The 21,357-nt window shown below is 38.7% G+C and carries 18 protein-coding genes; 16 read left to right on the forward strand and 2 right to left on the reverse strand.

Annotated elements, in window-relative coordinates; genetic code table 11:
• Nucleotides 1-3 precede the first annotated feature (3 nt).
• The 5 genes from LBQ60_06010 to LBQ60_06030 all read left to right on the forward strand — a co-directional run bounded on the left by LBQ60_06010 (nucleotide 4) and on the right by LBQ60_06030 (nucleotide 6,560).
• Nucleotides 4-2,124, forward strand: coding sequence for a TonB-dependent receptor plug domain-containing protein (locus LBQ60_06010; GenBank protein ID MDR2037460.1), 2,121 nt, complete (start codon nucleotides 4-6; stop codon nucleotides 2,122-2,124).
• 82 nt (nucleotides 2,125-2,206) lie between these two features.
• Nucleotides 2,207-3,112 carry a lysophospholipid acyltransferase family protein gene (locus LBQ60_06015; protein ID MDR2037461.1) on the forward strand — a complete coding sequence of 302 codons (906 nt, stop codon included), beginning with the start codon at nucleotides 2,207-2,209 and terminating at the stop codon, nucleotides 3,110-3,112.
• Nucleotides 3,113-3,216: 104 nt separating this feature from the next.
• Nucleotides 3,217-4,353 (forward strand): carboxynorspermidine decarboxylase, encoded by a 1,137-nt coding sequence (gene nspC, locus LBQ60_06020; GenBank protein ID MDR2037462.1) that lies wholly within the window; start codon nucleotides 3,217-3,219, stop codon nucleotides 4,351-4,353.
• Nucleotides 4,353-5,147 (forward strand): hypothetical protein, encoded by a 795-nt coding sequence (locus tag LBQ60_06025; protein ID MDR2037463.1) that lies wholly within the window; start codon nucleotides 4,353-4,355, stop codon nucleotides 5,145-5,147. The genes nspC and LBQ60_06025 overlap by 1 nt, the downstream gene beginning before the upstream one ends.
• Nucleotides 5,148-5,261: 114 nt before the next feature.
• Nucleotides 5,262-6,560: a DUF5106 domain-containing protein gene (locus LBQ60_06030; GenBank protein MDR2037464.1), complete on the forward strand. Its 1,299-nt coding sequence runs from the start codon at nucleotides 5,262-5,264 to the stop codon at nucleotides 6,558-6,560.
• A gap of 92 nt (nucleotides 6,561-6,652) precedes the next feature.
• On the opposite strand, the gene LBQ60_06035 is transcribed toward LBQ60_06030, so the two are convergent.
• Nucleotides 6,653-7,870 (reverse strand): ABC transporter permease, encoded by a 1,218-nt coding sequence (locus LBQ60_06035; GenBank protein MDR2037465.1) that lies wholly within the window; start codon nucleotides 7,868-7,870, stop codon nucleotides 6,653-6,655.
• A gap of 420 nt (nucleotides 7,871-8,290) precedes the next feature.
• Between LBQ60_06035 and LBQ60_06040 the strand changes: the two genes are divergently transcribed.
• The 11 genes from LBQ60_06040 to LBQ60_06090 all read left to right on the forward strand — a co-directional run bounded on the left by LBQ60_06040 (nucleotide 8,291) and on the right by LBQ60_06090 (nucleotide 20,593).
• A complete protein-coding gene (locus LBQ60_06040; protein MDR2037466.1) occupies nucleotides 8,291-8,884 on the forward strand; it encodes a hypothetical protein in 594 nt (197 codons plus the stop codon).
• Between the two features lie 64 nt (nucleotides 8,885-8,948).
• Nucleotides 8,949-9,779 (forward strand): DUF2764 domain-containing protein, encoded by an 831-nt coding sequence (locus LBQ60_06045; GenBank protein MDR2037467.1) that lies wholly within the window; start codon nucleotides 8,949-8,951, stop codon nucleotides 9,777-9,779.
• Between the two features lie 13 nt (nucleotides 9,780-9,792).
• Entirely contained in the window at nucleotides 9,793-12,171 is a 2,379-nt protein-coding gene (locus LBQ60_06050; GenBank protein MDR2037468.1) for a TlpA family protein disulfide reductase, read from the forward strand.
• A gap of 34 nt (nucleotides 12,172-12,205) precedes the next feature.
• Nucleotides 12,206-13,960 carry a V-type ATP synthase subunit A gene (locus tag LBQ60_06055; protein MDR2037469.1) on the forward strand — a complete coding sequence of 585 codons (1,755 nt, stop codon included), beginning with the start codon at nucleotides 12,206-12,208 and terminating at the stop codon, nucleotides 13,958-13,960.
• Nucleotides 13,961-14,003: 43 nt separating this feature from the next.
• Nucleotides 14,004-15,323: a V-type ATP synthase subunit B gene (locus LBQ60_06060; GenBank protein MDR2037470.1), complete on the forward strand. Its 1,320-nt coding sequence runs from the start codon at nucleotides 14,004-14,006 to the stop codon at nucleotides 15,321-15,323.
• 74 nt (nucleotides 15,324-15,397) lie between these two features.
• Nucleotides 15,398-16,000, forward strand: a complete 603-nt coding sequence (locus LBQ60_06065; protein ID MDR2037471.1) for a V-type ATP synthase subunit D — start codon at nucleotides 15,398-15,400, stop codon at nucleotides 15,998-16,000.
• Between the two features lie 49 nt (nucleotides 16,001-16,049).
• The gene (locus LBQ60_06070; protein MDR2037472.1) at nucleotides 16,050-17,873 is read left to right on the forward strand and encodes an ATPase; all 1,824 of its coding nucleotides are present in this window, start codon (nucleotides 16,050-16,052) and stop codon (nucleotides 17,871-17,873) included.
• A 40-nt stretch (nucleotides 17,874-17,913) separates the two neighbouring features.
• Nucleotides 17,914-18,363 (forward strand): V-type ATP synthase subunit K, encoded by a 450-nt coding sequence (locus LBQ60_06075; GenBank protein ID MDR2037473.1) that lies wholly within the window; start codon nucleotides 17,914-17,916, stop codon nucleotides 18,361-18,363.
• Between the two features lie 176 nt (nucleotides 18,364-18,539).
• Nucleotides 18,540-19,163, forward strand: coding sequence for a sugar O-acetyltransferase (locus tag LBQ60_06080; GenBank protein MDR2037474.1), 624 nt, complete (start codon nucleotides 18,540-18,542; stop codon nucleotides 19,161-19,163).
• Nucleotides 19,141-19,788, forward strand: coding sequence for an HAD family hydrolase (locus LBQ60_06085; GenBank protein MDR2037475.1), 648 nt, complete (start codon nucleotides 19,141-19,143; stop codon nucleotides 19,786-19,788). The genes LBQ60_06080 and LBQ60_06085 overlap by 23 nt, the downstream gene beginning before the upstream one ends.
• Before the next feature lie 157 nt (nucleotides 19,789-19,945).
• On the forward strand, nucleotides 19,946-20,593 hold the full coding sequence (locus LBQ60_06090) for an HAD family phosphatase (protein MDR2037476.1): 648 nt from the start codon (nucleotides 19,946-19,948) through the stop codon (nucleotides 20,591-20,593).
• 5 nt (nucleotides 20,594-20,598) lie between these two features.
• Here LBQ60_06090 and LBQ60_06095 read toward each other — a convergent pair whose 3' ends face one another.
• Complete coding sequence (locus LBQ60_06095; protein MDR2037477.1) at nucleotides 20,599-21,183, reverse strand: Crp/Fnr family transcriptional regulator; 585 nt, start codon at nucleotides 21,181-21,183, stop codon at nucleotides 20,599-20,601.
• Between the last annotated feature and the right edge of the window lie 174 nt (nucleotides 21,184-21,357).

Consider the following 21,357-nt stretch of genomic DNA (forward strand, 5'->3'; position numbering starts at 1 on the left):
AAAATGGTCAAATATATCATCATATTCTTTTTCTTCACCTGTTGCATTTCCACCATCGGGTTTGCTCAAAACAAGCCTGTAACTGAAATGAGCAGAAGTGATGTATTGAATTTGACGATCGAGGAGCTATATAAACTACCACTTGAAGACATCATAAAATTATCAGAGATCGTTGGTGTATCTGTGGATGAATTATACGAAATGGTAAGTACATCATCCAGGGTCGAAGAGTCAAGAGAAGAGGCTCCTAATGTCATGCATGTCATTACCCAGGAAGAAATTAAATACAGGGGATACAGGACATTGAGAGAAGTCCTGGTCAATATTCCTGGTTTTGGTGTTTTTATGAAAGACGTGCAATATGTTGCCCAGGTTCGTGGTATTGCTCCCAATGACAATGAGAAAATCAGTTTTATGCTCAACGGACACCGGATCAACCAAATGTCTGAACCTGATTTATTAAATAGCTCCATTAATTTAAGTAACCTCGAACGTATTGAAATAATTGTCGGCCCGGGATCAGTCCTATACGGTGCAGAAAGCCTGGTGGCAATTGTGAATATGATCACCCGGAAAGCATACAATAACGAGATCAGTGTTACAGTGGGGGCTCCTGAAGAATATACCTTAAATGCTATTTTCGGAAAGGTATGGGATACCGATAAAAGCATTACCTTTTCTTTCACAGGCACACAACGAGAAGGATGGAATGCCTACAAAGTAGGAGCTGTTGAAAACGGCTCCACCTATGATCTGCTGTCAAGAGACAAAAGTACAATGCCCCAACGCATGTATCCGAGTTTTTTCATTACTGCTTTAGGACAATATGAAAACTGGCAGATTGGCATATCATCATTCAATTATTCCACATCACGTATCGGATGGGCCGGAAGTATCAGCCTTGATGATCGTGAAAAACTAAAAAACCAGGACTATATCAATTCAGTTGTTGTAAAAAACGAAAGTAAAATAAACGATAAGCTTGGCTTTTTACTTTCTGCGAGTTTTGACAATAAACAGACCATTCAGCCGAATAATCTTAGTATGATGGAAAACGCATACAAAATGGAAGTCGGTATCAATCATACTACTGAACGGAATTATTTACAGGCCGGTATTCAGGTAGGGTATTATCAGGAAAGGAATAATCAGGTTCATCTGTGGATATCTCCGGATACTACCCGGTTATATCCGTTAATCAAAGACAGTGATCTTTATAGTATTGGCGGCTATATTTCCGAAAAATACCAGATCTCGGATCAACTAAAGTTAGTAGCGGCATTACGGGGTGATTATTATTCCATCTTAAAAGACAATAATTTTTCCCTTAGTCCCCGGGTGGCTCTTATTTATTCGCCGACAGAACGTTTCACCACCAAATTGATGTATAATAAGGCCACCAGATATCCTTCGGCACGTGCCAGCCATTTATGCGTATGGGACCAGAACGTGCCCAGCAGAAGAGATCGTATGGTAACAAAACCGGAAAAATTAAACACCATTGAGTCAGAAAATATATTCTTTTTCAAAAATACCAGGATTTCGGTAGTAGGATACTACCAACATTTAAAAGATTTCATATCCTGGTTTGAACCATTCATGAATATCGGTAATTTTTCAGGTTTCGGTTTCGAAGCCACCTGGAAAACAAATTTCACACCTAATATTTCCGTCTGGGCCAATGCCACATACAGCAATACTGACTTTACACAAAAGGCCAGTTCACCGGTTGACCAGGACGGGTCTGTAATACCGACATCCACTGTAGTAAATGATAAAGGTGAGATGATCGCAGTTCCTAAATTCAGTGCTAATTTAGGTGCCGATTTTCGTTTCTTTGAAAAATTATATTTTTCACCCCGGTTAAACTTTTTCACCAGACAGCCTACGACTAATTATTTTCATTATAACGACGCTGATGAAAGATTTAACTTCTTTTATGTAGATAATCAGATATTCTTAGATGCTGCACTCACCTATGAAGGAATCCTTAAAGGTTTCGACCTGCGCATTTCAGCACAGAATATCCTTAATAATCAACGCCAAACGGGCAGTGTCTTCGCCAATCAAACATATACACCTCAGGGATTTACTTTCCAGGCAACTCTTTTCTATTCATTCTGATCATACAATATTATTCAGTAATCATCTTTCAATATAAAGATTAAAGCCTTATATTTGCTACAACAATTTATTCGGTTATACAATGTCATCACTTGGATACTATATATTTTATGGATTTATCTGGCTTATCTCTTTTTTACCCCTTAGGGTCCTTTATGTGATATCCGATTTCCTGTACCTGATTGTATGTTATGTTATTCGTTATCGCCGTTCCGTAATTTTTGAGAACCTGAGAAATTCTTTTCCTGAAAAAACAGAAAAGGAACGAAAAAAAATAGCACACCAATTTTACCGGTTCTTGTGCGACATGTTTATAGAGACTATCAAAGTGCTACATATCAGCACTGAACAAATTCATCGACGCATTCGCTACAGTAATCCTCAAATGTTTGAAGATCTAAGCAAAAAAGGAAAACAAATCTTTTTTGTTCCTGGACATTATGGAAACTGGGAATGGCTGGCAACACTCGAACATACCATTCCTTATCATCATTCAACCCTGTATCAGCCTCTTCATAACAAACATTTTGATAAATTATACTATGATCTGCGTACAAAATATGGTACAGATGCCATTCCTTCCAATATGGTTATACGCGCTATCAATAAATACCAAACTGAAAACCGGTTGACCGCTTTGTGTTTCCTGGCAGACCAGGCCCCTCAAAGTAGCCAGAGTCATTACTGGACTACTTTTCTAAATCAGGAATCTTCCATTTTTTTGGGAGTTGAAAAGTTATCACGGCGTTACAATACAGCTGTATTATATTACGAGATACGGCGGGTAAAAAGAGGTTATTATGTGGTAGATACCACCCTGATTACAGAAAATGCTGCTGAAACTGCTGATAAAGAAATCACAGACAAACACGTGGAATTGCTCGAACAGACGATACGAAGAACCCCACAATACTGGCTATGGAGCCACCGTCGCTGGAAAAGAAAACGACCGAAGGAGGAAACAGCTGATTCACCATCGGTTACATAAGTTATCCTAAATAAATAAGAGATAACAGCCTGAGAGCTGATATCTTTAATACTATTTTTGTTATTCTCCCGTTGAAATAGTAAAACCTATTAATAGAACTTAAAGTGGATTTTTCTCAGATACCTTCCCCCTGTTATGTCATTGATGAAAGCTTATTGATGAACAATCTGGCATTTATCCGGAATGTCAGGCAAGGAGCAGATGTTGATATTATCCTTGCCCTTAAGGGATTTGCCATGTGGGGAGTATTCCCTTTAATATCTCCATATGTTAAAGGCATATCAGCCAGCTCAATACATGAAGCCCGGCTGGCGTTTGAAGAAATGAACACTTTAGCCCACACATATTCTCCGGCATATACCGACTCTGATTTTGATCAGATATTACAATATAGTAACCACATTACATTCAATTCATTGACCCAATATGATCGTTTCCATAAACGCGTAATGCAATATGAACGTCCTATTTCAATGGGATTACGTGTTAATCCGGAAATATCCAAGGTAGATACTGCATTATATAACCCCTGCTCTCCCGGTTCCCGGTTGGGTCTTACAATAAAACAACTGGGTGTTGCTTTACCGGAAAATATAGAAGGACTTCATGTACATGCTTTGTGTGAATCCCCGGCAGAAGCGACCAATGACCTGATCAAAAATACAGAATTAAAATTCGGCCATTTTTTTCCAAAAATCAAATGGTTGAATATCGGAGGCGGACACCTCATGACACGGAAAGGATATAACATGGATCTTTTGATCAATACATTACAAACCTTTCGAAAGAAATATCCGCATATCCGGCTGATCATGGAACCAGGTGCTGCATTTGTCTGGGAAACAGGCATACTGGTCGCTACAGTTGAAGACATTATCAGAAATGATGGTATCAATACAGCCATTCTGAATGTTTCGTTTACCGCACATATGCCTGACTGTCTTGAAATGCCCTACAAGCCAAGAATCCGGGGAGCCTCTGATCCACAATCCGGAAAACCGGTATGGAGGATCGGCGGAAACAGTTGCCTGGCCGGTGATTTTATGGGAGACTGGTCTTTCGAAGAAGAACCTTATATCGGTAAACGAGTTATATTTGAAGATATGATTCATTACACGATGGTAAAAACCACCATGTTCAATGGAGTTCCACACCCTTCAATAGGCACCTGGAATAACCGGAAAGGATTTACCTTACTGAAACGTTTTGAATACGACGATTACAAAAACAGATTATCCTGATGTATATAATTACCACATACATTTTTCGTATTGTTCTATTCTTTACCTTTTTCTTGATCACATATACTTCATCTGTAAAAGCACAGCGTGATTACAAATATAAGTTCATATCAAGGGTAATAGATGACAGCACCGGAATAGCTATCAAAGATTGCCATATCATAAACAAAACCCAGCATATGGGGACCATCAGTAATGAATTCGGAAGCTTTACGATTACTGCCAATCTAAAAGATAGTATTCAATTTACAGCCATCGGTTATGAAAAACTAGTCATTGTTGCAACTGACTCTATGTACACCAATAACCGGATTGTTCGCCTAAAGCCAAAAATTTACGATATAAATGTAGTTGATATCGGGCTTTTTTCGACTTACGACCGTTTTAAACAAGATGTTATGGGGCTTGAGCTGAAAAAACCCAGTCTTCTTGAGATCGATCCGATCAACAAATTTGAAGTATATACACCACCCTTACCAGGACAAGGAGGTATCAATGTTCCTTTTACCATAAGTCCTATTACTTATTTCTATAACCTATGGAGCAAAGAAGGAAAAAACCAGCGACGTTACCAGAGTATTATCAACAAAACAGCCGAACATATAATCATTGCTGAAAAATTCAACGGAGATATTGTTGGCCAGCTAACCGGGTTAAAGGATGACGAACTGATAGCATTCATGTCATATTGTTTTTTCACCAAAGAATACCTCCTTTATGCATCACAGGGAGAGATCAATCGGGAAATAATGAAAAAATACAAACAATACATGGAAGAAAAAGATGAAAAGTAACCTATTAAGTAATACGATTATAAAATAATGACATATTTTATAATCGTAATCAATTTGATCAATGCGATTTAAGAAAACAATAAATAGCACTGAGTGCTTAAAGTCTTTCTGTTTATGATCTCATTAAAACAACGATCATCCTTTAATAAAGTATTATTCATTTTATTATGTTTTTTAATAAATCCGTATCTGCTTCGGGCATATCAGTTCGAATTGTGGATCCAGACCCTGGATAACACTCCTGTATTTATGGCCGGATATTATGGTGAACAGATCTTTATTGTTGATTCCGCCCTGTCAGATACACATGGAAAGGTTTTATTCATGGATGACCAGGAGCTACACCCTGGGATTTACACCATGGTGGTTCCGGGCAAATTAAGCTATGATTTTTTAGTAGGGGAAAAACAGGAATTAAAAATTACATTGAATCCTGATACCGGAGAAGAAATAATTACTGGAAATGCTGAATCGATGGCTTTTGCTACAATTCATTCACCTGGTATTTCCGATCAACAGAAAAAAACACTCCGGCAACAATTTATAGAACAATATCCTGAAACATTTCTGGCAACGTATCTTAAAGCAATATCACCTATTCACGGAGAAATTGCAGTATCAAGCGATAGCACCTATTTGCCGGTCAATCCGGCCTATCGATATCAGAAAAAACATTTTTTCGATAATATGGATTTATCCGATATCAGATTACTACACACTCCTTTGTATCATGAAACCATACAGTTTTACTTTACCCAATTTATTACCCAAAAAACCGATTCCCTGATTCCTGTTGCATACAGAATGCTTGAAAAAGCCTCAGGTAATTATGAGACTTTCTTTTATATGTCCGATTTTCTGATTGATTTTAGCTTAAGGCACAAAATTGATGGTATTAACCGGTTACATAGCTTTTTATTACACAACCGTTATATGTTAGGATCAAAAGCTATCCCTTTGTTACCTGTTAAATCCAGAAATATAAATTTTAAGATCCCAAATGAAAACATATTGAAAGAGAGGTTAAGGTCTATGCACCTTTTCGACAAAGAAGGCCAGTCTTTTGAATTATCATCCGTTAAAAAAAAATACCGGATACTTTTCTTTTGGAATTCTATTTGTCCCAGATGTTTATCTGATGTTTCAAGATGGCAGCAAGTGTTGAATAAATACCGGTCCAAATCATGTTTTGGTATCGCTGTAAACACATATACTTCTGTACTACAACCGGAGAACCGCATCCTGGACTATGATCCTATTTGCGTGAATGTCTCTATTGATGATACGCCACAATCGGAACGGATTTTCTTCACCAATTATTATTCAAAAATTATAGTCATTGATTCTGATGATAATGTAATTGGTATTTTTTGTTCATCAGCAGCGCTGGATAATTTTTTAAGCAAGATATAAGTAATACCCAAAAATTAATGTCGCATTTTTAAAGCGTAATCTACTCAATCAATGATTCTTAAAGAAATATTAGATAGCACTGAATGCTTAAATCAGTCAATATATTTCTTCACAAAATATTTTACGGGAAAATAGATTGTTAACAAGCTGATACAGATCACAGCAAAGAACACCATCACAAAATCCTGCCAACGAAGAGCAACAGGGTATGCATCAATAATAAACGCCCCTGAAGTGGATAAAGGGACAAATCCAAATCTCATTTGCAGATAACACAATAATATCCCCAGTAACAAGCCAACCATTGTTCCGGCAAGAACGATAATCCATCCCTGGATAATAAAGATCCGCCCTATCAATTGTTTATCTGCACCTAATCCCTGAATGATGAATATATCCCTTTTCTTTTCGATCATCAGCATAGAAAGGGAACTAACCACATTAAAGGAGGCGATCAACAAAACAAAAGCCAGGATCATGAATCCGACCCATTTTTCAAATTTCAGAACCCGGTAATAAAATTCTTTTTGCTGATAGGCCGTTTTTACTTCAAACTGGGTACCGAATTTCATAGCAATCCTTTTCTGTACATTTTCAACATCCGCACCCGGTTTAACTTTTATTTCAATAGCTCCGACTATACTGTCATTCTCCAATAAATCACGGGCAAATGATAGCGGCACCAGTAAATAATTGACATCAATTTCTTCATCTACGGAAAATACACCGGAAGGATATATATACAATCTGTCATTAACAGCTTTTTCCGGATTAATTGAGACAGTACCCGTATTACGTATAGCAAAAAAACGGATAGGCGTGATAAAATGCAATCCGATATGCAGTTTAGCAGCCATACCTGCGCCAACAACAGCCTGTGGATTTTCATTGATCCAAAGCTGGTATTTCCCATCCAATATCATTTGATCAATTCCTGTTACCTCCTGATATTGGTCATCAACTCCCTTTACTACTGCAATTTCCTGTTGTTCTCCATATTGTACCAGTACATTTTCTTCTATGGTCTGTGAAAAGGCAAATATATCCGCATCTTCTTCCAGAAATTGTAATTTTTCAGCATCGATAACAAAACTTTTCCCTACCGATGCGGTAATTTTCAGATCCGGATCAAAATTACTGTATAATTTACGGGCCAAATCTTCAAACCCATTAAAAACCGACATTACGATCACCAGGGCCATGGTGCCTATAGCCACTCCAATTACGGATACCGCGGAAATAACATTAACAGCGTTATGTGATTTCTTAGCCAAGAGATAACGGCGGGCCACCAGGAAAGAAAAATTCATTCGGAAACAGTTTTGTTTGAGTACAAATCTATGGGTTTTTCTTTGTTTTATTATAAAAGATCACAAATTTTTATTCAAATACATACCGTTTGGTATCTTTTTTGTATTGAAATAAATAAATCTTCAATGAATCAGAACAAACACTAATCATATAAAATATTAGTAATTAGTGTTTTAAAAATATAGCTTGTTCTTTCTATAAAAATCTCAGCAAATATCTGATTGACCACTTGGCTTTAACACATCAAATACAATCTTAAATGACTGATTTAATAATAAATATATATTTTCTATACAGGAAGTAATAAAATAAAACATACTGCTTGGTATTTTTCATTTTTTTCTTACCTTGCAGACTTTATATACACCAAGAGATTTGACGATAATAATATCATTTTCAGCAATCAAAATATTGTAAAAATGGAAAATAAGGTTCAAGAAATTACAGAAAAAATTTATCAGGAAGGTGTCGAGAAAGGACAGGCCGAGGCCGAAAAAATCATCGAAAAGGCCAAAACAGAAAAAGAGGATATACTAAAAAAGGCCCGTCAGGATGCAGAAAAAATCATCACTGATGCCAAAAAGAATGCTGAAGAACTCAAGAAAAATACAGAGTCGGAATTGCAATTATATGCGGGCCGTGCTGTAGAAGCACTTAAAAGTGAAATCACCAATATGATCAACGATTCGATCATCGATTCCACTGTGAAAGAAACCGTAAATAGCGAATGGTTACAAAAGCTGATGCTTACTTTAGCCACGGAATGGATATCCAAGGAAAATATTATCATTCAAACCTCCGATGCCGAAGCATTACAGAAATATTTTGCCAAACAGGCAAAAGAAATGCTCGATAAAGGGATAAAAATTGAGCAGGTGAATGGTAAAAAAGGAACATTTTCTATACAACCTGCTGATGGCAGCTATAAGGTCCAATTCGGAGAAGAAGAATTTGCCTCTTATTTTAAAGAGTTTCTTCGTCCTCAATTGGTGAAGATGTTGTTCAAACAATAATTAACCTGAAAAACATTAACTTCATTTGAAGTTATTTTGTCAATTCAGTAATGGTTTGTCAAATATGAAATACTATTGTTTAATAGCCGGATTACCAGAAATCGAAATTGATGACAATAAATTGTCTATCAACATTTCCGATTTTAGGGAAGATTTGCGTTCTCAGTTATCAGATAAAGACAATCAATTAATTGATTTACTGTACACTCAGTATGACAATCAAAATCTATTAAGATACCTGAATGATAAAGATGCTGAATTGGATACGCGGGGAAATCTGACTAAAGAAGAACTTGAGGAGGGCATACGTCTGATCAGTGAAGATGAGGATCCGAAAAACAAGCATTTCCCACCATATTTTAAAACATTCATAGAGGAATTCAAAGAAACGCAAACCGCTGTTGAAAGTACGAGATGGGAAAACAGGATATCCGAATTGTATTACCAATGGGCTATGCAGAATAAGAACAAATTCGTATCCAAATGGTTCGAGTTCAATCTGAATCTGAATAATATCCTTACAGCATATACCTACCGGAAATATCAAATGGAAACTGAAGTGGTAGGTGATAATGAGGTAGCCCAATCCATCAGGGGTTCCAATCAACGTGACCTGGGGCTTACAGGAACAATCGACAATCTGGAGGAGCTGCAACGCATTGCTGATGAAAGTGATTTATTTGAGCGGGAAAAAAAGATCGATTTGTTGAAATGGTCATGGTTGGACGAAGAAACCTTTTTTGAATATTTTACTATTGAGCGTATTTTTGCCTATGTCATCAAATTAGGGATCATTGAACGCTGGGCAAACCTGGATCATGAAGAAGGTAAGAAAATATTCAGAGAACTGATTAACCGATTGAAAGAGTCTGTGGTAAAAGAGCAGGAATTATAAGAAAAGAATACACATGCGGAAAACAGTCATCATAATCTTATTAACCTTATGCGGATATTTATCTGCAAAAGATGTCGTTATCGAAAATCCGCCTTTCAGCGTAAGGACTGTGGAGCTTCTTGAAGTAGAAAAGATCACCATCACCGATACGGCAACCATCCTTTCGATGAAGGTTTTTACAAATCCGAATTGGTGGATACGTGTTGCAAAGGAAAGCACCTATATAGAAGCCGGATCGGTCAAGTATCCTGCACGGTATGCGGAAAACCTCACATTCGGGGAACAAACGTATTCGGATGACAAAGGCAACTATTCTTTTTCGCTGGTATTTCCGCCTATTGATAAAAAAACCGAATATGTCAACTTCAAATCAGACGGATGGATTATCTGGGACATAGAATTAAAACCTAAAAAGAAAAGGTCAATTACGCCTGTTCCGGAAGAGTTTGTCCGTGCGGCCCAAATAAAAGACGATAACAAACCTTTGGTCGCTCCTGCATGGAAGCAGGATACCGCTATATTTTCAGGCGTTTTTATTGGCTATAAACCCGATCTGGGGTACAAGGTTAATGTTTATGTAGACAATATACTGACCGACAATCAGGAAGAATACAACACAGACGTAAATGCCGACGGCACATTCTCTTTTCCGGTTCCCATGATAGTAAGCACACAGGTATTGTTTCGCGTTACGTATCATAATGATGAGAAGATACGCCTGAACGACTATATATTATTATCACCGGGTGAAAAGTCGGAGGTTTGCTTCCATCTGCCTCAATATTTCCGCAAAGATTCGAAATTACGGTATGATAAGGACGAAAACGCCCAATATCTTTATTTTGCAGGTGCAAACGCCGAAATCAATAATCTGACTTTTTTGTTTGATTTTCCAAAACTTGTGCAAAACATTAACGCCATAAAACAGGATGCCGCTATTGCTAATATGTCTGCTTCAGAGTATAAAGATTATATTCTGAAGGTCAGGGATGAAGGGTTAGAACAAATTGCCGGTTCAAAACAACTGACCCAAAAAGCAAAAGCGTTCTTTTCATTGGAATTGAAATACACGGCTGCTGATCGACTCTATTGGACAGCAAGTGTTATTGAGGGCGCCTATAAAAAAGCACACGGTATTGATTTCCAAGATCCTGTCCCGGACTCTGTCCGCCCTGTTTTAGATTCTGTTTTTTATTCATATTTAAGGGATCTGCCCCTCAATGACCCTGTTTCTTTGTATTTTCATACTTATGGAAGCATGGTTAATTCAACAAAATATATTGATATAAACAGAAAAAGAATTACGTTTTGGGCAGAAAACTTCCCGTTATTACTGGATGAAAATGTAGTTGACGACGAAGATATAGAAACCGCCAGACAAATAATAGCAGCCTCTCCGGCTTTTTGGGGCGCTGAACAGAGAAATGCTTATTCCGCTAAAGCCATCGAATTATTTAGAGAGATAGGAAGTTCAAAAAATCTAAATAGTGATCATTCGCAACAGGTATCAGCTTTTATCGAAAAATACGCCCAAAAGGAAATATCTTCTGAAGAAATCGGCGATCTTTTCCTTCAGATACATGAAATATTGTCTGCATTGCAAAAGGCTGAAGAAATAACGCAAGTCGAATATACATCATTTTACCAGCAATTGCCACAGCCACCCTCGCCGGATCAGGCTGTTCAAGAGGCTTTTTACGAAAAATACAATGAAACAGCCAACGAACTCAGCAAATTGCATAAAGTGAGAAAACAGCAAAAAATGCTCGGCATCCAGGACGGATTCTTTTACGATTTGATGAAGGTTCAGTACCTGAGTAGTTCTTTTGAAGAAAATACGCCCTTGTCAGAAAATGGTATTGAAGAACTGAAAAGCATGAAAGAACCGTTTTATGCGCAATACTTGTCGGAAAAAAACGAGCAGTTGATTGCACGTAACGAAAAGAACAGAGTCAAACAGAACTATCGTGTCCATGATGTTGCAGGAAAGGAAAAAGATGAACTTTTTGAATCCGTTATCGGAAAGGAAAAAGGTAAAGCGGTGTTTATCGACTTCTGGGCTACCTGGTGCGGCCCTTGCCGCAGCGCTAATGTACAGTTTACGCCGGTAAAAGACACATTCGACCCCGATAAAGTAGCTTTTGTGTATCTTACCAATGAGTCATCACCTGAAGTAACCTGGCAAAACATGATTCCCGATTTGTCGGGCGAGCATTACCGCCTCACCAGTGCACAGTACGATTATCTCAAACAAAGGCTGGATGTTCAGTTCAACGGAATTCCTTCATATCTGATTCTTGACAGAAGCGGAAACAAATCTTTTTTTACGACAGGATTTCCCGGCGCCAACGAAATGAAGAATAAAATTAACGAAGCTTTAAATAAAAACTGATATTCGTTCAAACGAAATAAATAAAATAGCAAAAATGGCAACAAAAGGAATTGTGAAAGGAATTGTGTCCAATCTGGTTACGGTTGAAGCAGACGGACCTGTGTTGCAAAACGAAATATGTTATATCCATACAGGCGGGGATAGACTGATGGCCGAAGTAATTAAGGTAATCGGTAAAAACGCCTTTGTACAGGTATATGAAAGTACACGGGGATTAAAAGTCGGTGCTGAAACTGAATTTGCCGGACACATGCTTGAAGTAACCCTGGGACCCGGTCTTTTATCCAAAAATTATGATGGTCTGCAAAACGATCTTGATAAGATGGAAGGTACGTTCCTGAAACGAGGAGATTACACCTTTCCGCTGGATGAGAAGAAAGTATGGGATTTTAAGCCTCTTGCCCAGAAAGGAGATACTGTTAAAGCCGGAAGCTGGATCGGGGAGGTAGATGAAAACCTGCAACCACATAAAATAATGGTACCTTTTGTTTTGGAGGGAACTTATACCATCAAAAAAATAGCGGAAGCTGGGCAATATACTATTTATGATAAAATAGCCACGATCACCGACGGGTCCGGAAAAGACATCGAGTTGGATATGGTTCAGAAATGGCCGGTCCGTAAGGCTATTACCGTATATAAAGATAAACCCCGTCCGTTCAAATTACTCGAGACAGGTGTCCGCGTTATTGATACCGCCAATCCTATTGTTGAAGGCGGAACAGGTTTTATTCCGGGAGCTTTCGGCACAGGAAAAACTGTGTTACAACATGCCATTTCCAAACAAGCCGAAGCGGATATAGTGATTATGGCTGCTTGCGGTGAACGTGCCAATGAAGTAGTGGAAATTTTCGCCGAATTCCCGCATCTCGAAGATCCTCATACCGGTCGTAAATTGATGGAACGTACCATTATTGTTGCCAATACATCTAACATGCCTGTAGCTGCCCGTGAAGCATCAGTATATACAGCAATGACTATTGGGGAATATTACCGCAGTATGGGATTGAAGGTTTTACTGATGGCGGACTCAACATCCCGTTGGGCACAGGCCTTGCGTGAAATGTCCAACCGTCTGGAAGAATTACCGGGTCCCGACGCCTTCCCGATGGACTTATCGGCCATCATTTCCAATTTTTACGGAAGGGCCGGCTATGTAATTCTGGACAATGATCAAACAGGCTCCATCACATTTATCGGAACGGTATCTCCGGCCGGAGGTAATCTGAAAGAACCTGTAACCGAAAACACACAAAAAGTAGCCCGTTGCTTCTACGCACTGGAGCAAGACCGCGCCGATAAAAAAAGATACCCTGCAGTAAACCCTATTGACAGTTACTCAAAATATCTTGAATATCCCGAATTCTCGGAATATATCAGGGAACGGATATCATCTGACTGGATCGGAAAAGTCAATGAACTGAAAACACGCATGCAACGTGGAAAGGAAATCGCCGAACAGATCAATATCCTCGGAGATGACGGTGTTCCTGTTAGTTACCACATTACTTACTGGAAATCGGAATTAATCGATTTTGTCATACTCCAACAGGATGCATTCGACAAGATCGATTCGATAACCTCTATTGAACGTCAGAAATACATGCTCGAATTGATCATGCGCATTTGTCATGCTGATTTTGAATTTTCATCATTTACCGATGTAATGGATCATTTTAAAAAAATGATCAACGTCTGCAAACAAATGAACTATTCCGAATTCAAATCAGATGAATTTGATGCCTTCGAAAAGGAATTACATGCATTGGTTAACGAAAAAGCAGTATAAAACACACCATTCATAGTCATAAAAAGAATTAATACCGATTGACATGGCAAAAGCATTTCAGAAAATATACACACAAATCAGCCAGATAACAAAAGCTACCTGTATGTTGAAAGCAACAGGTGTCGGATATGATGAGCTGGCAACCGTGGATGGCGTTTTAGCCCAGGTGGTAAAGATCAACGGAGATGAAGTAACATTACAGGTATTCCAGGGTACGGAGGGTATCCGTACCAATGCCGAAGTTGTATTTTTGGGAAAATCCCCCACATTGAAAGTAGGATCTCAACTGGCAGGACGATTTTTTAACGCTTTCGGTGACCCTATTGACGGAGGTGCCGTACCCGAAGGTGAAGAACGTGAGATCGGCGGCCCGTCCGTTAACCCGGTACGCCGGAAACAACCATCGGAACTGATTGCCACCGGTATGGCCGGTATCGACCTGAACAATACATTAGTAACAGGACAAAAAATTCCCTTTTTTGCAGACCCCGACCAACCTTTTAACCAAGTAATGGCAACTGTTGCTTTACGTGCTGAAACAGATAAGATCATCCTTGGCGGTATGGGATTGGCCAATGATGATTACCTGTATTTTAAAAATGTTTTCAGTAACGCAGGATCGCTTGACCGTATCATCAGTTTTGTAAATACGACCGAAGATCCGCCTGTTGAGCGTTTGCTGATTCCGGATATGGCACTGACTGCTGCTGAATATTTTGCTGTTGATAAGAATGAAAAGGTTTTGGTATTGCTCACCGATATGAGTTCTTATGCTGATGCCCTGGCCATCGTTTCCAACCGTATGGATCAAATCCCTTCGAAAGATTCCATGCCGGGATCACTTTATTCTGATTTGGCAAAAATATATGAAAAGGCCGTCCAGTTCCCGGATGGCGGTTCTATCACTATTATTGCCGTTACGACTCTTTCGGGCGGTGATATCACACACTCCGTTCCGGATAACACCGGATATATTACGGAAGGCCAGTTATTTCTCCGCCGGGATAGTGACATTGGAAAAGTCATCGTCGATCCTTTCCGCAGTCTTTCCCGTCTGAAACAATTGGTCATCGGGAAAAAAACACGCGAAGACCATCCTCAAGTAATGAATGCTGCCGTACGTTTATATTCGGATGCAGCCAATGCAAAAACCAAGCTCGAAAATGGTTTTGACCTGAGTAATTACGACGAACGGACATTGGCTTTTGCCAAAGATTACTCCAATAACCTGCTGGCTATTGATGTCAATATCAATACTACGGAAATGCTGGACGAAGCATGGACGTTGTTTGCCAAACACTTTAAACCGGAAGAAGTGAATATAAAGAAGGAGTTGGTGGATAAATACTGGAAAAGTAATTGAAAATGGAGAATGGAAAATTGAAAATGGGCTTAGCATCATTTATCAATTTTCAATATTGAATAATCAATTAAAAGATGGCCATAAAATTCCAATATAATAAGACCTCTCTTCAGAACATTGAAAAGAATCTGAAGATGCGACAGCGTTCACTGCCTACCATTAAAAGCAAGGAAAGTGCTTTACGGATGGAAGTAAAACGGGCCAAAGACGAAGCGCGTACATTGAAAGCAAAACTCGAGGAGGAAATCAATTCATATGAAAAAATGGCTGCTCTCTGGAATGAGTTCGATCCGTCACTCATTTCAGTGCAGGACGTACAACTATCGGCTAGAAAAGTAGCCGGAATACGTATCCCCATATTGGAAGATGTACTCTTCACTGTCAGGCCGTTCAGCCTGTTTAATCAGCCTAAATGGTACCTTGATGGTATCCACCTGTTACAATCACTGGCAAAAACAGGGATTGAATATGAATTTTGCAAAATGAAAATCGATTCGCTGGAATATGCCCGGAAAAAAACAACACAAAAAGTAAATCTGTTTGAAAAAGTCCAGATACCCGGATACGAAGATGCGATCCGAAAGATCAAAAGATTTATGGAAGATGAAGAAAATTTATCGAAGTCATCCCAAAAGATCATGAAATCGCGTCAGTCTGCAATAGAAAACAATGTTTGACTTTCAATAACATTCATCATCATCAATATGAAGAAGTATGATTGAGAAAATGAAAAAATATAGTTTCCTGATTTATTATAAAACTTATAATGAATTTCTGGAAAGTATCCAGCAAGCAGGTGTTGTACACATTGTTGAAAAGCAAAAGGGTATCCCTGACGATGCCGTTGATTTGCGCCAACAACTGAAAACAGCCGATCTGCTGAAAAACAATATCCGCATGATGAAGCGGAGGGTCAATGAACAAAAAGAAGCAACCGCTCATCCTATCAATCCCCAGATAGACGGCCTTACTATCCTGAATACATGCGAACAATTGAAAACCCAGCAGGAGCAACTGAGAAACAAGCAGCAAGGTTTGCAGAAAGATATTGAAAATATGTCCGTATGGGGAGATTTCGATCTGGACATACTCAAAAAATATGAAAAGGCCGGATTACAAATAAATTTCTATTCGTGCAGGGAACGCGAATTCAAACCTGAATGGAATGATCAATTCGATGTGGTCAGAATTGCCATGGTGGGTTCTATCGTATATTTCATCACCATTACCAAATCAGGATCCGAAGAAGAACCCGATGCAGAAAAGATAAGGCTTTCAAATCTGTCTCTCGGAGATTTAAGATGCGCTTTAACTGATGCGAATACCCAGATTGAAAGTATAGAACAACAGTTAAACCTGTTGTCCGTTGAACATCTCAATGACCTGATTGAGGCACAACGACAAGTAAGCGAAAGTATCGACGTATCAAAGGTACACCTGCATACCGAAAAGAAAGCAGATGACAAATTGATCCTTCTGGAAGGATGGGTACCTGAGGTAAAAGAACAGGGTCTGATCGATGCTCTTGATAGTCAGGATGCCTATTACACCAGTAAAGAACCGGATAAAGACGATAAATCTGTGCCTATTTTATTAAAAAATAATAAAGTGGCACGTTTATTCGAACCGATCGGAGAACTGTATGATCTTCCCAACTATTATGAGTTGGATCTTACGGCTTTCTTTGCTCCGTTTTACATGTTATTTTTCGGACTTTGCCTTGGAGATGCCGGATACGGGCTCTTATTGTTTCTTGTCGGGATATTTGCCCGTCCAAAAGTAAAGCCATCCATGAAACCGATACTATCACTGGTTACATGGCTAGGTGCGGCTACTATGGTCTGCGGAACCATCAGCGGGACTTTCTTTGGGATCGGACTGCTCAATGTCAACTGGCCATGGCTTACTTCGTTCAAAAAGTTCATGCTCGATTCAGACCAATTATTCCTTCTGGCTTTAATTCTTGGTGCCATACAAATCATTTTCGGTATGATTATTAAAGCCATCGGTCAGGTACGCCGCTATGGTTGGGCTTATTCATTGGAAACCTGGGGCTGGTTGATCCTTTTTTTGGGTGGAGGGGGATTACTCCTTCTTACCAAAAAATCCTTACTCTCAGCAGATACAGCCAAATACATCTGTTATGGAGTTGTAGGTGTAGCTGTATTGTTTATCTTCCTGCTCAATACTCCGGGAAGAAATCCATTTATCAATTTCGGAACCGGTTTATGGAACACGTATAATATGGCCACCGGATTACTGGGCGATTTGTTATCCTATATTCGTCTTTTTGCACTAGGTATCTGTGGTGCCGTATTAGGATTTGCATTCAATGACCTGGCATTAAGCCTGAGTGGTGATATTCCGGTATTAAGTCAGATTATCATGCTTGTTATCCTTTTGATAGGGCATTCTCTGAATATCTTCATGAGCGGTCTGGGTGCTTTCGTTCATCCGATGCGTCTAACTTTCGTCGAATTTTATAAGAATGCAGGATTTGAAGGTGGAGGAAAAAAATACAAACCATTTAAACATATAGTCACTGAATAATAATAACACAATCAATTAGAAATAATAATTTAAATTTATAATTATGTCACCTATTCTTTTAGCTTATATTGGTATTGGCCTGATGATCGGGCTGTCAGGGATCGGAAGTGCTTTTGGGGTGTCCATTACCGGGAACGCTGCAGTCGGAGCGCTGAAAAAGAATCCGGATGCTTTCGGTAATTACATGGTATTAAGCGCATTGCCCGGAACGCAAGGATTATATGGTTTTTTGGGCTATTTCTTGCTGCAAAACTATCTCGTAGCTGATATTACTATGTTCCAGGGAGCGGCAATATTCGGAGCCGGCCTTGCTTTAGGCCTGGTCTGCCTGATCACAGCCTATCGTCAGGGACAAGTTTGCGCTAATGGTATCGCCGGAATTGGTGCCGGTTATGACGTTTTCGGTAAAACACTTATTTTAGCTGTATTCTCAGAATTATATGCTATTGTAGCTCTTGCCGCAACCTTTATGATTGGAAGAACTTTGTAAAAAGCCTTTTCTTAAAAGTACCATAAAAAAGGTGTCTCCGAAATGAGATGCCTTTTTTTATGAGTTGTTTTTGTGTTTCCCATAAATCTTACTTTGTTTCTTATTTTCTGATACACATCATTTTTCACACCGGTAAATAGCTCTACATTTGACCAGATTTAGTGAACAATCATAAGATGAAAACAGAGTTAGAAAAATGTATGGATGGAGAATGGTACGATTGTCATCATCCCATTTTCATCGAATTTAAGGCAAACGCCCGGAAACTCCTGACTCAATATAACACCCTGCCCTATGATGATAAAACGGACAGGCGTGATTTAATAAAAAAACTACTGGGTAGCGTAGGTAGTAATGTGTCTATAGGTAATCCTTTTATTTGTGACTATGGTCGAAATATTCACATAGGCAACAATGTATCGGTGAATATGAATTGTACCTTCGTGGATTGCAATAAGATAACAATAGGAAATAATATACTGATTGCTTCTAATGTACAGATATACACAGCTGCTCACCCTATAGAACTAAATGACAGGTTAACACCGGATTGGAATGAAGAAAGTTCCAGCTATTTTTGCCGGACTTTTGCTCTTCCGGTCGCCATAGAAGACGGCTGCTGGATCGGCGGAGGAGTTATCATTGTACCTGGAGTAACTATTGGTCAAGGCTCTGTTATTGGAGCGGGAAGCGTAGTAACCAAGGATATTCCTGCCAATAGTCTGGCTGTAGGGAACCCTTGCAGAGTAATTCGTAAATTAAATGGAGGACAAAATAATGATTCAACTGATTGCATTTGACCTGGACGGAACCATAGCAGATACCATTCCTATATGTATCGACGCTTTTAGAGAAGCGGTATCACCATATTTCGGAAGGGAACTATCCGAAAAAGAGATCATCCAGACTTTCGGATTAAACGAAGAAGGAATGATAAAAAAAGTGATTGATAAAGATTGGAAAAATGCATTGGAGGATTTTTATACCCAATATCAAAAAATGCATGTCCGGTGTCCTGATCCGTTTGAGGGAGCCAAAGAATTGATCCTCCAGTTAAAAGCCCACCATCTTATAGTAGGCCTGATTACAGGAAAAGGAGAAAGAAGTTGCCGGATCACCCTGCAACAATTCGGAATGGAAAACTACTTTGATTTTATTGAGACCGGCTCCCCTGACAAAAACATAAAATCAGAAGCGCTAATCAACTGTCGAAACCAATATCACTTATCATCGGACGAACTGGTATACATAGGAGATACTGTTTCTGATATATTATCCTGTAAACAGGCCGGAATACAATGCTTATCTGCCGGATGGGCCACATCCGCCGAATCAGATCAACTACAGAAATATAATAAAGGATATGTGTTTCAGACTATTGACTCCCTGAAAGAGTATATTTTTCATAAAATCCAGATCGGGTAAATCAGATAAAGAAATAATTTAAACTAAAATAAGACTGATAATGATTCATATAAGTAATATAAAACAACTAATGTTATACTTTCTGAACGTAATCAACTTTATCAATGCGACTTAAGAAAACAATAAATAGCACAGAGTGCTTAATTTCAATCACAATATGATCAATACTATATTTTTTGATTTAGATGGTGTAATTATTGATTCCGAACCAATACACGCCAAAGCTAAAAAACTTACATTGGATGAATACGGAATAGGTTATCCTGCTTCGATTTTTGACGATTTCATAGGACTAACCGATGAGGATTTCTTTAAATATGTTTCCGTAGAATTAGAGAAAAAAAATCGTCCTTTTGAAATATTATTGCAAAAGAAACAGGAGTTATTTATTGAATTACTACCTGAAATGAAGTTTGTTGACGATTTTTTACTATTCTACCAGGAAATAAAAAATAAAGGCATGAAAACGGCACTGGTAAGTTCAGTATCGACATACACATTCGAATTGGTAGATAAAAATTTCAATATAAGCCACTTATTCGACTTACTGGTGACCAAAAAGGATACCGTTCATCATAAACCCCATCCGGCCCCTTATATCAAAGCATTACAAAAACTACCGGCTTCCATAGAAAGTACCATTGTCATTGAAGATTCGCCGAATGGAATTACTTCTGCAAAGAAAGCAGGGTGTAAAGTTTTTGCATTAACCACTTCTTTTGGAGCTGAAAAATTGACAGAAGCAGATGAAATTTTTGGAAGTTATATGGAATTGTCAGGAAAACTTGGGCTTACATACGATTAACAATATTATAAAGCCCCGGCACGTACCCGGCTTAATGATTCGGGAGCCATCAGTAAATAAGACGATATATGGTTTACAGAAGCCCTTTTGGCTACTTCAGGATATTCCTTTATGAATCTTTCATATCGTTCCCTTGCCGTTTCAAAACGCCAGGAATCAGCTTTCTGCTGAGAGATGATCAACCCTGATTCTAAAATACTGATATGTAATTTGGCTATATTGGGAAATTGAAGGGACAATGTTTTCAGGCTGTTGTTGGGTATAGTGTAGATAACACTTGGCTCCAGAGCTTCTATCATCAGGCTTGTAGGTTGATCCCGGAACAAACTCACTATACAAAAGGCAAGTGTACTGCCTTCACAAGTAAAATGTTCCGTTACGTCATGCCCTTTTTTATAGTAGAATTGCCTTATCATACCGGATCTCACATAGATAAAATCCTTGGCAACAGCCCCTTGCTTCAAATATAATTCTCCTTTTTCCAGTTCTCTGTAACCCATGACTGACGCTATTTGCTGCAAGTCGTCAGTAGAAAGTTGCACGTCATACTTATCGGCAATAATTCCAGCGATATCTAAAGTTGATTCCATTAAATTGAATTAGCTTATTTTCAAACAGAAAAGAGCAAAAAGGATGATCAGGAAAAATCGTCCGATGCCCACAGATAAAAAAAATATTTATGATAAGGTAAAACCACAATTCTAAACGAACCTACAATATGATTATTCTGTATCTGAATCCCACCTGTATAAGGCTTGATTTAT

The organism is Bacteroidales bacterium (assembly GCA_031275285.1).
Classification (GTDB): domain Bacteria; phylum Bacteroidota; class Bacteroidia; order Bacteroidales; family UBA4181; genus JAIRLS01.

Excerpts from the sequence above, each read along its gene's own strand:
- LBQ60_06080 (MDR2037474.1), top strand. The coding sequence starts at position 18,540 with ATGAAAACAGAGTTAGAAAAATGTATGGATGGAGAATGGTACGATTGT.
- LBQ60_06090 (MDR2037476.1), top strand. The coding sequence starts at position 19,946 with ATGATCAATACTATATTTTTTGATTTAGATGGTGTAATTATTGATTCC.
- LBQ60_06045 (MDR2037467.1), top strand. The coding sequence starts at position 8,949 with ATGAAATACTATTGTTTAATAGCCGGATTACCAGAAATCGAAATTGAT.
- LBQ60_06065 (MDR2037471.1), top strand. The coding sequence starts at position 15,398 with ATGGCCATAAAATTCCAATATAATAAGACCTCTCTTCAGAACATTGAA.
- LBQ60_06060 (MDR2037470.1), top strand. The coding sequence starts at position 14,004 with ATGGCAAAAGCATTTCAGAAAATATACACACAAATCAGCCAGATAACA.
- LBQ60_06085 (MDR2037475.1), top strand. The coding sequence starts at position 19,141 with ATGATTCAACTGATTGCATTTGACCTGGACGGAACCATAGCAGATACC.
- LBQ60_06025 (MDR2037463.1), top strand. The coding sequence starts at position 4,353 with ATGTATATAATTACCACATACATTTTTCGTATTGTTCTATTCTTTACC.
- LBQ60_06050 (MDR2037468.1), top strand. The coding sequence starts at position 9,793 with ATGCGGAAAACAGTCATCATAATCTTATTAACCTTATGCGGATATTTA.
- LBQ60_06040 (MDR2037466.1), top strand. The coding sequence starts at position 8,291 with ATGGAAAATAAGGTTCAAGAAATTACAGAAAAAATTTATCAGGAAGGT.
- LBQ60_06010 (MDR2037460.1), top strand. The coding sequence starts at position 4 with ATGGTCAAATATATCATCATATTCTTTTTCTTCACCTGTTGCATTTCC.
- LBQ60_06095 (MDR2037477.1), bottom strand. The coding sequence starts at position 21,183 with ATGGAATCAACTTTAGATATCGCTGGAATTATTGCCGATAAGTATGAC.
- LBQ60_06015 (MDR2037461.1), top strand. The coding sequence starts at position 2,207 with ATGTCATCACTTGGATACTATATATTTTATGGATTTATCTGGCTTATC.
- LBQ60_06035 (MDR2037465.1), bottom strand. The coding sequence starts at position 7,870 with ATGAATTTTTCTTTCCTGGTGGCCCGCCGTTATCTCTTGGCTAAGAAA.
- LBQ60_06030 (MDR2037464.1), top strand. The coding sequence starts at position 5,262 with ATGATCTCATTAAAACAACGATCATCCTTTAATAAAGTATTATTCATT.
- LBQ60_06055 (MDR2037469.1), top strand. The coding sequence starts at position 12,206 with ATGGCAACAAAAGGAATTGTGAAAGGAATTGTGTCCAATCTGGTTACG.
- LBQ60_06070 (MDR2037472.1), top strand. The coding sequence starts at position 16,050 with ATGAAAAAATATAGTTTCCTGATTTATTATAAAACTTATAATGAATTT.